We start from the raw sequence: 9909 nt of genomic DNA, 5'->3' as shown, positions 1-9909 counted from the left end.
GACGTATGAGGTGCAGGGCGAACGCACCCCCGGCGCAGCGCTGGGGCTGCGCGTGCGGCGCCGCAATGGCGGGATCGTCGATGTGCCGGTCACCTGCCGGCTCGATACGGCCGAAGAGGTGTCGATCTACGAGGCCGGCGGGGTGCTGCAGCGGTTTGCGCAGGATTTTCTTGCGGGACAGACAGGAACACAAACCACCCGCTCAGCCTGAGGTATCGAAGGCCCGCACCATGACCGCAGTCCCCCAGATCCGCATCCCCGCCACCTACCTGCGCGGCGGCACCAGCAAGGGCGTGTTCTTCCGCCTGCAGGACCTGCCCGCTTCCGCACAGGTGCCGGGCGAGGCGCGCGACCGGCTGCTGCGCCGCGTGATCGGCAGCCCCGATCCCTACGGCAAGCAGACCGACGGCATGGGCGGCGCGACCTCGTCGACCTCGAAGGTCGTGATCCTGTCGCCGTCGGCGCGGCCCGGCCACGACGTGGACTACCTGTTCGGCCAGGTCTCGATCGACCAGGACTTCATCGACTGGAGCGGCAACTGCGGCAACCTGTCGGCAGCCGTCGGCCCGTTCTCGATCGCGCAGGGCCTGGTGCCGGCGCAGCGCGTGCCGGCGAACGGCGTGTGCACCGTGCGCATCTGGCAGGCCAACATCGGCAAGACCATCGTCGCGCACGTGCCGGTGGTGAGCGGGCAGGTGCAGGAGACCGGCGACTTCGAGCTCGACGGCGTCACCTTCCCGGCGGCCGAGGTGCAGCTCGAGTTCCTCGACCCGGCTGCCGAGGGGCCGGACGAAGGCGGCGGTGGCGCGATGTTCCCGACCGGGCGGCTCGTCGACGCGCTGGAGGTGCCCGGCATCGGCACGCTCGACGCGACGCTGATCAACGCCGGCATCCCGACGATCTTCGTCAACGCCCGCGACATCGGCTGCACCGGCACCGAGCTGCAGGACGCGATCAATGGCGATGCGCAGGCGCTGGCGCGCTTCGAGGCGATCCGGGCCTGGGGGGCGGTGAAGATGGGATTGATCCGCGACGTGGCCGAGGCGTCGACGCGCCAGCACACGCCGAAGATCGCCTTCGTCGCGCCGCCGGCCGACTACGTCGCCTCCAGCGGCAAGCCGGTGCGCGCCGCCGACATCGACCTGCTGGTGCGTGCGCTGTCGATGGGCAAGCTGCACCACGCGATGATGGGCACGGCGGCGGTCGCGATTGGCACGGCGGCCGCCATCCCCGGCACGCTGGTGAACCTGGCGGCCGGTGGTGGYGTGCACAGTGCGGTGCGCTTCGGGCACCCGTCGGGCAGCTTGCGCGTGGGCGCCGAGGCGCAGCAGATCGGCGGCCAGTGGACCGTCACGAAGGCGTTGATGAGCCGCAGCGCCCGTGTGCTGATGGAAGGCTGGGTGCGCGTGCCCGGCGACAGTTTCTGAACGAGAGCAAGCTCATGTCGACCCGTCAAACCCTCAAGGCCCTCGCCGCCGCCCGCCGCGGCGTGATCGTTCCCGGCGCGTTCAACGCGATGTCCGCCAAGGTCATCGCCGATGCCGGCTTCGAGGCGATCTACGTCACCGGTGCCGGCGTCACCAACATGTGGTTCGGCATGCCCGACCAGGGCTTCATGGGCCTGGCCGAGATCGCCGACCACACCGCGCGCATCCGCGATGCGGTGGAACTGCCGCTGATCGTCGATGCCGACACCGGCTTCGGCAACGCGCTGAACGTGTACCACACGGTGCGCGTGCTGGAACGGGCCGGCGCCGACTGCATCCAGCTCGAAGACCAGGTGGCGCCCAAGCGCTGCGGCCATTTCTCGGGCAAGGACGTGATCCCGCTCGACGAGGCGGTCGGCAAGATCAAGGCGGCGGTCGACGCGCGGCGCGACCCGGACCTGCTGATCATGGCGCGCACCGATGCCGCGGCCACGCAGGGCTTCGATGCGGCGGTCGAGCGCGCGCAGCGCTTCGCGGAAGCGGGTGCCGACATCCTGTTCGTCGAGGCGGTGACGACGGCCGACGAGGTGCGCGCGCTGCCGCGGCGCCTGGCGGCGCCGCAGCTGGTCAACATGGTGATCGGCGGCAAGACGCCGATCGTCGGTGCCGACGAGTTGAAGGGCCTGGGCTACGGCTTCGTGCTGTATGCCAATGCCGCGCTGCAGGGCGCCGTGGCCGGCATGCAGCGCGTGCTGGGTGCGCTGCAGCAGGCCGGCCGCGTCGACGAGGATCCGGCGCTGGTCGTGCGGTTCGCGGAACGGCAGCGGCTGGTCGACAAGCCGCGCTGGGATGAACTGGAGCGGCGCTACGCGCCGTAGCGGCTTCGTCATGATTCGGTCAATTTTTGGCCGATATCCAGCCTGACTGTCCCGCAGGTGACGCGATTTGTCAGATATCGGCGGAGATTTTCGTGATTCTGATAACGGTTCCAGCGCAATCAACGCGTCCGAAGGGTGGGCACGCAACCTGCGCTGCCTTCAGATGCGCCGCCGGCGTGTCGACGCCGAACTCACGGACCTCCCCGAAAAGCCGAACCGACCTATGAGGATTGCCGCACTGTGGGCCCAACGCGCGGAGAGCCTTCGCGCGACGGATGCCTTCGCCTCCCGCGCCATCGATGTCGAGCAGTTCAGCGACACCGAATCGCTGCTGCAGGCGTGGCGGGACACGGAGTTCGACGCGATCCTGGTGCAGGCCGACACCGCGCTGAGCCGTGACTGGTTCGACGTGCTGCGCACGCGCGCTGCATCGCGCGCGCCGATCGTCGCGGTCGGTGCCGGTGACACCTACTCCATCGCCCAGGCCCTGATGCGTGGCGCCGACGACTACGCCACCGAGGCCGAAGGCGCGACCGGCCTGGTGCAGCGCGTGCTGGCGCGCGTGCGGGCGCTGGCCTCGCCGGCGCCCGAGCTGCGGGCCGGTGCCTACTGGCTCGACACCGCGCAGTCGGTGCTGGCCTCGCCCGGCCACCGCGTGCGCCTGACGGCGCGCGAGTGCAGCCTGGCGCAGGTGCTGTTCGAGCACCACGGCCGGCTCACGACGACGGAGATGCTGTCGGCCGCGCTGTTCGGCAACACCGATGCCGTCAACAAGCGATCCATCGAGCAGCACCTGTACAAGCTGAGGCAGAAATGCGTGCTCGTGTCGAAGCAGCAGGGCACGCCGCTGCACATCGAATCGATCTACGCGTCGGGGTACCGGCTGCGCGCCTGATCCGCGGACGGCGATCCATCGGAAAGATGCACAGGTCGCCCTCGGTGCGGCCGATGGCAATCCGCTGCGCAAGGTCTCCAAAGTGCTCCCATCCACAGGGCGCCGGGCAACGCGTGACGGGATGTGTCGTCGCATCCGGTCCTCCGTGGGAGAGGAGTGTCGATCTCGAAACGAAGCGAAAAGCTGCTGGGCGCGCGCGGTGATTGTGTGGACCATCCGCGCTTTCGAGGAGAACCCATGACCCAGCAAGCATCGATGCCCGCCGACCTCCTGCACCGCAGGCGCCTGCTGACGGTGGCCCTGTCGTCGGTCGCCGCCGCGAGCCTCGCGGCGTGCGGAGGCAGCAGCGACAACGGCAGCCCGCCCGCATCGTCGGCGCCCACACCGCCTGCGCCGGCACCCGCTCCCGCTCCGGCACCTGCTCCTGCTCCTGCTCCTGCTCCTGCTCCTGCTCCTGCTCCGGCCGCGCCGACGGCTTGCACGGACACGATCGTCGGCAACCACGGTCACGTGCTGAACGTGCCGGTCGCCGACCTCGATTCCACGGTCGACAAGACGTACGACATCCAGGGCTCGTCCGGGCACACGCACACGGTGCGATTGACGGTCGCGAACCTGCGCCAGTTGAAGGACGGCGTGGCGGTCACGGTCGAGTCGTCGAACTCGTCAGGGCACACCCACACGGTGACCACCCGGTGCGCGTGATCGGCTGACGGCCGGGCAGGTTCTCGATGGAGGGCGGCGGGTGTCGCAGAATGGCGACCTCTCTTCATTCCGATCAGGACACCTGCCCATGACCGAGGCCTCTTCCGTCCCCACTGAGCGACCTGCCTTGCCCGACCGCCTGTCGGTCGACCCGCGCAGCCCGTTCCACGTCGCCGCGATCTTCGAGCACGAGATCGGCATCCGCTTCAACGGCAAGGAGCGCGGCGACGTCGAGGAATACTGCATCAGCGAAGGCTGGATCCGCGTGCCCGCCGGCCGCTCGGTCGACCGCAAGGGCCAGCCGCTGCTGATCAAGCTGAAGGGCCAGGTCGAGTCGTTCTACCGTTGATCAACTCGACGGGTCCTTGGTGCGGGTGCGCGACACCGCCATCATGATGCCGATGCCCAGCACGATCAGGCAGGCGATGCCGACGTACACCGGCGCGAGGCCGGCCGTCACGAGGCCCCAGGCAACGCCGCCGACCAGCAGCACGAGGCCGACCATATAGAGCGCGAACGACATGGTGATGCTCCTTGCGGGCACGGGTGGCCCGGATCGAGCCACTCTAGTCACCGGCGCAAGCGCTGCCGATCGGAAGAGGGCGCCGCTGCGCGTAGTCCCCCTCCTACCGGATCAGGTCCGCTGTTTCACGCGGGCCGCTTCGGAATCGCCAGCCCGCGCTGCACCGCCGGCCGCGCCTTGAATGCCGCCAGCACGCGCGCGACGTTCGGGAAGTCGGCCATGCCGACCAGTTCGCCCGCCTCGTAGAAGCCGAACAGGTTGTTGACCCACGGGAAGATCGCGATGTCGGCGATCGAGTACGCGTCACCCAGGATCCAGTCGCGGCCCGTCAGGCGTTCGTCGACGACCTTCAGCAGCCGCTTCGATTCGGCCACGTAGCGGTCGCGCGGGCGCTTGTCCTCGTACTCGCGGCCGGCGAACTTGTGGAAGAAGCCGAGCTGGCCGAACATCGGGCCGATGCCGCCCATCTGGAACATCACCCACTGCAGCGTCTCGAAGCGGCCGGCGGTGTCGGTGGGCATCAGCTGCCCGGTCTTGCTCGCCAGGTAGACGAGGATCGCGCCCGATTCGAACAGCGCGAGCGGCTTGCCGTCGGGGCCGTTCGGGTCCAGGATCGCCGGGATCTTGTTGTTCGGGTTCAGCGACAGGAACTCGGGCGACAGCTGGTCGTTGGTGTCGAAGCGCACCAGGTGCGGCTCGTACGGCAGCCCGGTCTCCTCCAGCATGATCGACACCTTCACGCCATTGGGCGTCGGCAGCGAATAGAGCTGGAGCAGCTCGGGGTGCTGCGCGGGCCATTTGGTGGTGATCGGGAAGGCGGACAGGTCGGACATGGCGGGTGGGTTCGCAGTGGGCAGGTGGGGGGAAGCCGGCGATTCTGCCCCGGTCCGGCTTTTCATGCGGCGGTAGGTGAACTATGGTCGGTCACAGCGCTGTCACCCGGCCCGTCGAACATCGCCGGCTGATCGTTCCGAAGACTTTTCACGAAGAACCCAAGAGACGCCATGCATCACACCGCTGTTCGACCCACCCGTGCCCGCCTCCTCGCCCTGACGCTGCTTGCCGGCGCCGCGCTGACTGCCTGCGGCGGCAGCGACGACGATCCCGCCCCGTTCGCGACGCTGGACGGCAAGGTCCCGCTGGTGATCGGCCACCGCGGCCTGCCGGGCCTGCACCCGGAGGAGACGCAGGCCGCCTACGAAGGCGCGGCCGATGTCGGCGCCGATTCGCTCGAGGAAGACCTGCACCTCAGCAAGGACTGCGTGCTGGTCGCGCGCCACAACCCCTGGCTGAGCGACAACACCACCGTGGCGACGGTCGCCCTCACGGTGCCCGAGGTGGCTGCCCGCAAGCGCACGGTGGCCGGGCGCCCGGTCAACGTGACGTACACGGTGGCCAACGCCAACGAGCCGAAGACGTACCTGACCGACCTGACCGATCCGGCCGACCCCAAATCGGTGCTGAAGTCGTTGATCGTCGACGGCGAGGACCACACCAACGACTGGTCGATCAGCGACTTCACGGTCGCCGAGCTGAAGCAGTGGATCAAGGGCACRACCTATGACGCCCGCGCCGACCGCCCGACCGCCGAGAACGGCACGCAGCCGGTGCTGACGATGCAGGAGATCCTGAACATCGCGAAGGCGAAGAGCGCATCGACCGGCCGCACGCTGACGGTGTACCCGGAGGTCAAGAACCCGTACTGGAACAACCAGCAGGCGATCGCCAACGGCTGTGACACCGCGAAGACAGGCCACCCGTTCGAGGACGCGGTGCTGAAGTTCGTCGTCGACAACAACCTGAACGACCCGGCCGCGCCGATCTTCGTGCAGAGCTTCGACCCGGCCAGCCTGAAGTACCTGAAGCAGATCGGCCTGAAGGCGCGCAAGGTGCAGCTGATCGACGGCAACGACACGCACCTGGACACCGGCGTCGTCACCTACTCGACCTCCGACGTCTACACCTTCGTCGACGGCCGCCCGTACAGCTGGACGATCAACGGCGACGGCCGCTATTTCGACGCGATGCTGACGCCCGCGGGCCTGGCCGAGATCAAGACCTACGCCGAAGGCATCGGCCCGTGGAAACCGCAGGTGATGGCCTGGAAGCAGGTGCCGTACGCCGGCGGCACGAAGATGTCCGACATCAACAGCGTGACGCCGACCTCGCTGATCGCCGATGCGCACAAGGCCGGCCTGGTGGTGCACACCTACACCTTCCGCAATGAAAAGCAGTACCTGCCGGGCCTGTACAACGGCGATCCGGTCGCGGAGTACCTGCCGTACTTCCGTGCCGGCATCGACGGCGTGTTCACCGACTTCGCCGGCACCGGCGTGGCGGCGCGTGCGGCGTACCTGAAGGAACTGGGGCGCTGATCCTGTTGACGCTCAGTGGCGCGGCGGTCGGGGCTGCAAGGCCTTCAACCGCTTGCGCAGCAGGGCCTCGGGAATGCGTTGCATGCCGAGGGCGCTCATGCAGCGCTCCAGCCACCGATCACGCGTGAGCGCGGCGGTGAGCGATTTGGCGAGCGCCTCCTGCACGCTGTCGCCATAGGCGGTGGCCGCCTTCGCCAGCGCGCGGCCCAGCAGCGCGCGTGGCGCGACCATCATCGCGAGGTCGATCAGGTCGCGGCTGTGCGTGTCGCTGTCAACCAAGCGGTCGGCCCAGCGGTCGGTGTTCGCGAGCAGCTTGCCGGCCGCCATGTCCAGCGGGGTGAGCGTGGCGATGCCGGCAATGCGGTCCGACGGGCCGGGGGATTCGAACGCGATGCGGCCCTCGAGCACGATCTCGAACTTGATGGCCACGCCGTCGACGCGCAGCTGCGTGCGCAGACCGTACTGGTCGGCGCGCAGCGGGCGCACCGGGTCGAGCAGATGGCCCGGCGCCGCCAGCGCGCCGATGCCATCGGCGCCACCGGTCAACTGGCGCAGCGCACGATAGCCGTCGATGCCCGAGACGAGGAAGTCGACGTCGATCGATTCGCGGTACTCGCCATAGCGCAGCGCCATGGCCGTGCCGCCACCGAAGTAGCAGCCCTTGTCGTGCAGCAGCGGCGCGTTCAGCGAGCGCAGCAGCTGCTCGATGCGGCGGTGGTGCTCGCGTTCAAACAAGCAGGCGCCCTCCGCCGAGCGTGTGCGTCAGGCGCTCGATCAGCTCGCGCTCTTGCGGCCCGAGCGCACTCTGGTCGACGTGACGCCAGTTGCGCTCGTACAGGTCGAGCGCTTCCTGCGGCGTGAGCCGGTCGATGCCGTGCAGCTGCCAGGCCAGCGCGGCCAGTTGCGGGAAGTCGGACAGGCGCAGGGTCTCGGGCAGTACGCTCGCAGGCTGCTCGACGCTGCGCGGATCAACGATGTCGAGCCGAAGCCCCAGCGCCGTCACGGCATTCATCCACGCACCGATCGACACCGAAGCCTCGCCTTGCTCGATGCGGTGCAGCGTGACGCGCGACATGCCCGCGGCCTCGGCGGTGGTCGTGGCGCTGATGCGCAATTGCTTGCGCTGCGCGCGGATTCGCTGGCCGAGTTCGGCCAGCGCGCTGCTGCTGGCGTCCCGGAGTGGAGGAGAGGTGGCTGGCATGATGTTTCTCATTTTAGTCATTTGTCAGGAAATGCCCAAAATGAGAAACACTTTTGATTGACATCCAGCGTCACGCCCACGTCACCATCCGACATCACCATCGGCAGCTTCGCAACCGATGAGCTGTTCCCCATGACGCATTCCCTGCGCCACACCTTGATTCCTTCGGCGTTCGCGGCCATCGCCGTCCTCGCTGCCGTCACGGCCTGCGGCGGCGACAGCGGCAGCAGCGCCCCCGCGCCGACCCCGCCGGCGGCGTTCTCGCCGTCGGTCGCATTGATGACCGACGTGCACTTCGAGGACGTCTACGGCGACTTCAAGAACGGCAGCTTCAGCGGCATCCCGGGCACGGGCGGCAAGAACGCGACGATCCGCACGATGTACGCGCAGCTCACGTCGACGCGCCTGTTCAACGAGAACTACTTCGCCTTCCGCGCCGCGCTCGACGATGCCTTCGCGAAAGGCATCAAGTACGTCGCGCTGCCGGGCGACTACACCGATGACGCGCAGCCTGTGAACGTCGACGGCATCGCCGCGATCCTGCAGGAGTACCGCGCGAAGGGCATGCGCTTCTTCATCGCGCCGGGCAACCACGATCCCAACGAGCCGTTCGACGACGACGAGGCCGGCAAGAACGACTTCCTGACGAAGGACGGCAAGGAACAGAAGGTGTTCGCCACCGGCAACGCCGCCWGCAGGGCCGCCGACGCGACGGTGGTCTGCACCGACCAGCTGAAGGAGCTGGGCTACGAGAACATCATCGCGCGCCTGGGCGACTTCGGCTTCATGCCGACCTCGACCGACGTGCTGTGGGAGACGCCGTTCAGCCAGTACGCCAACGGCTACAACTACACCGACGCGAAGACGCAGTCGGCGCTGGCGAATCGCCAGTTCGAGATCTGTGCCGAAGGCGAGGGCGGCGCCTACAAGGTGGCCGGCACCACCTACACCAAGTGCGCCAACCTGGTCGACGCGAGCTACCTGGTCGAGCCGACCCCGGGCCTGTGGCTGCTGTCGATCGACGCCAACGTCTACATCCCGAACGCCAGGTTCGATGCCGCCAACCCGAAGAGCTTCAAGGGCTACGACGGCGCCGGCAACGCGGGCTGGAACAAGGTGCTGACGCACAAGAAGCACCTGATCGAGTGGATCACCAAGGTGAGCGCACGTGCCAAGGCCGAAGGCAAGCAGCTGATCGCGTTCTCGCACTACCCGACGATGGATTTCTACGCGAACCAGACCGACGCGATGAAGGCGGTGTTCAAGTCCGGCGCGTTCCAGACCGCACGCGTGCCGGAAACGGCGACCACCGCCGCGCTGGCCGCCACCGGCCTGCAGCTGCACGTCGGCGGCCACATGCACTTCAACGGCAGCAACGAGTACACCGACAACACCGGCCGCTACCTGGCCAACGTGCAGTCGCCGTCGCTCGCGGTGTACGGCGCGGCCTACAAGATCGTCACCTACAAGAGCGTTGACACGGCCGACGTGCAGACGGTGGCGCTGAACGACGTGCCGCGCTTCAAGGAGCTGTTCCCGCACTACCAGGTGGAGTACGACTACCTGCAGGCGAGCACGGTGCCGGCCGACATCGCCAAGCGCTGGAACCACGGCGTGCTCGATACCAAGAGCTACGGCGAGTTCACCCGCTACTACTTCGGCGAGCTGTCGCGCCTGCGCTTCATGGACGAGTACTGKCCGTGCGAGATGAAGGAAGCGGCAGTCAACCTGACGCTGCAGCAGATGCTGGTGCTGTCGCAGCTGGACACGGCCGTCACGCTGGCCCAGCTGAAGGATGCGCCGAACATCGTGCCGCTGAGCGCCGCCTGCGCCGCGGCCGGCACGCCGCCGGCCAGCCCGGTGGCCGCGCCGGCCACGCAGCTGGGCGCCGACTGGGCCACCGCC

Annotated in this window: 12 protein-coding genes; 8 read left to right on the top strand and 4 right to left on the bottom strand. The window is 68.2% G+C overall.

Going from position 1 to position 9909, the window contains the following annotated elements:
* From AC1D15_RS08985 to AC1D15_RS08960, 6 genes are all read left to right on the top strand, one after another.
* A partial coding sequence (locus AC1D15_RS08985; RefSeq protein WP_477825710.1) for a hypothetical protein occupies window positions 1-211 on the top strand: 211 nt, incomplete at its 5' end.
* Window positions 212-230: 19 nt separating this feature from the next.
* Window positions 231-1427, top strand: a complete 1197-nt coding sequence (gene prpF, locus AC1D15_RS08980; RefSeq protein ID WP_477825709.1) for a 2-methylaconitate cis-trans isomerase PrpF — start codon at window positions 231-233, stop codon at window positions 1425-1427.
* Window positions 1428-1441: 14 nt separating this feature from the next.
* Window positions 1442-2305, top strand: coding sequence for an isocitrate lyase/PEP mutase family protein (locus AC1D15_RS08975; protein ID WP_477825708.1), 864 nt, complete (start codon window positions 1442-1444; stop codon window positions 2303-2305).
* 223 nt (window positions 2306-2528) lie between these two features.
* Window positions 2529-3200: a response regulator transcription factor gene (locus AC1D15_RS08970; RefSeq protein WP_052212835.1), complete on the top strand. Its 672-nt coding sequence runs from the start codon at window positions 2529-2531 to the stop codon at window positions 3198-3200.
* A gap of 237 nt (window positions 3201-3437) precedes the next feature.
* A complete protein-coding gene (locus AC1D15_RS08965; RefSeq protein ID WP_477825707.1) occupies window positions 3438-3905 on the top strand; it encodes a hypothetical protein in 468 nt (155 codons plus the stop codon).
* 88 nt (window positions 3906-3993) lie between these two features.
* Window positions 3994-4254 carry a DUF3297 family protein gene (locus AC1D15_RS08960; protein WP_047509378.1) on the top strand — a complete coding sequence of 87 codons (261 nt, stop codon included), beginning with the start codon at window positions 3994-3996 and terminating at the stop codon, window positions 4252-4254.
* Here AC1D15_RS08960 and AC1D15_RS08955 read toward each other — a convergent pair whose 3' ends face one another.
* Together AC1D15_RS08955 and AC1D15_RS08950 are read right to left on the bottom strand one after the other, a co-directional pair.
* Window positions 4255-4428 carry a hypothetical protein gene (locus tag AC1D15_RS08955; RefSeq protein ID WP_047509380.1) on the bottom strand — a complete coding sequence of 58 codons (174 nt, stop codon included), beginning with the start codon at window positions 4426-4428 and terminating at the stop codon, window positions 4255-4257.
* Between the two features lie 125 nt (window positions 4429-4553).
* Window positions 4554-5261, bottom strand: a complete 708-nt coding sequence (locus tag AC1D15_RS08950; protein WP_477825706.1) for a glutathione S-transferase N-terminal domain-containing protein — start codon at window positions 5259-5261, stop codon at window positions 4554-4556.
* 171 nt (window positions 5262-5432) lie between these two features.
* Between AC1D15_RS08950 and AC1D15_RS08945 the strand changes: the two genes are divergently transcribed.
* Window positions 5433-6803, top strand: coding sequence for a glycerophosphodiester phosphodiesterase family protein (locus AC1D15_RS08945; protein ID WP_477825705.1), 1371 nt, complete (start codon window positions 5433-5435; stop codon window positions 6801-6803).
* 12 nt (window positions 6804-6815) lie between these two features.
* On the opposite strand, the gene AC1D15_RS08940 is transcribed toward AC1D15_RS08945, so the two are convergent.
* Both AC1D15_RS08940 and AC1D15_RS08935 read right to left on the bottom strand, forming a co-directional pair.
* Complete coding sequence (locus AC1D15_RS08940; RefSeq protein ID WP_477825704.1) at window positions 6816-7538, bottom strand: nucleotidyl transferase AbiEii/AbiGii toxin family protein; 723 nt, start codon at window positions 7536-7538, stop codon at window positions 6816-6818.
* Window positions 7531-8004 carry a helix-turn-helix domain-containing protein gene (locus AC1D15_RS08935; RefSeq protein WP_477825703.1) on the bottom strand — a complete coding sequence of 158 codons (474 nt, stop codon included), beginning with the start codon at window positions 8002-8004 and terminating at the stop codon, window positions 7531-7533. The genes AC1D15_RS08940 and AC1D15_RS08935 overlap by 8 nt, the downstream gene beginning before the upstream one ends.
* A gap of 132 nt (window positions 8005-8136) precedes the next feature.
* On the opposite strand from AC1D15_RS08935, the gene AC1D15_RS08930 reads away from it, so the two are divergent.
* Window positions 8137-9909: metallophosphoesterase (locus AC1D15_RS08930; protein WP_477825702.1), on the top strand; the 1773-nt coding region annotated here is incomplete at its 3' end.

Source organism: Rhizobacter sp. P2_H2 (assembly GCF_056403375.1).
Note: the sequence above shows the minus strand (reverse complement) of the source record. Positions and strands in the feature narration are given on the sequence as shown.

What these genes read in the sequence shown, in the direction of transcription:
- AC1D15_RS08950 (WP_477825706.1), bottom strand. Translation starts at nt 5,261, where the DNA reads ATGTCCGACCTGTCCGCCTTCCCGATCACCACCAAATGGCCCGCGCAG.
- AC1D15_RS08960 (WP_047509378.1), top strand. Translation starts at nt 3,994, where the DNA reads ATGACCGAGGCCTCTTCCGTCCCCACTGAGCGACCTGCCTTGCCCGAC.
- AC1D15_RS08970 (WP_052212835.1), top strand. Translation starts at nt 2,529, where the DNA reads ATGAGGATTGCCGCACTGTGGGCCCAACGCGCGGAGAGCCTTCGCGCG.
- AC1D15_RS08965 (WP_477825707.1), top strand. Translation starts at nt 3,438, where the DNA reads ATGACCCAGCAAGCATCGATGCCCGCCGACCTCCTGCACCGCAGGCGC.
- AC1D15_RS08935 (WP_477825703.1), bottom strand. Translation starts at nt 8,004, where the DNA reads ATGCCAGCCACCTCTCCTCCACTCCGGGACGCCAGCAGCAGCGCGCTG.
- AC1D15_RS08955 (WP_047509380.1), bottom strand. Translation starts at nt 4,428, where the DNA reads ATGTCGTTCGCGCTCTATATGGTCGGCCTCGTGCTGCTGGTCGGCGGC.
- AC1D15_RS08975 (WP_477825708.1), top strand. Translation starts at nt 1,442, where the DNA reads ATGTCGACCCGTCAAACCCTCAAGGCCCTCGCCGCCGCCCGCCGCGGC.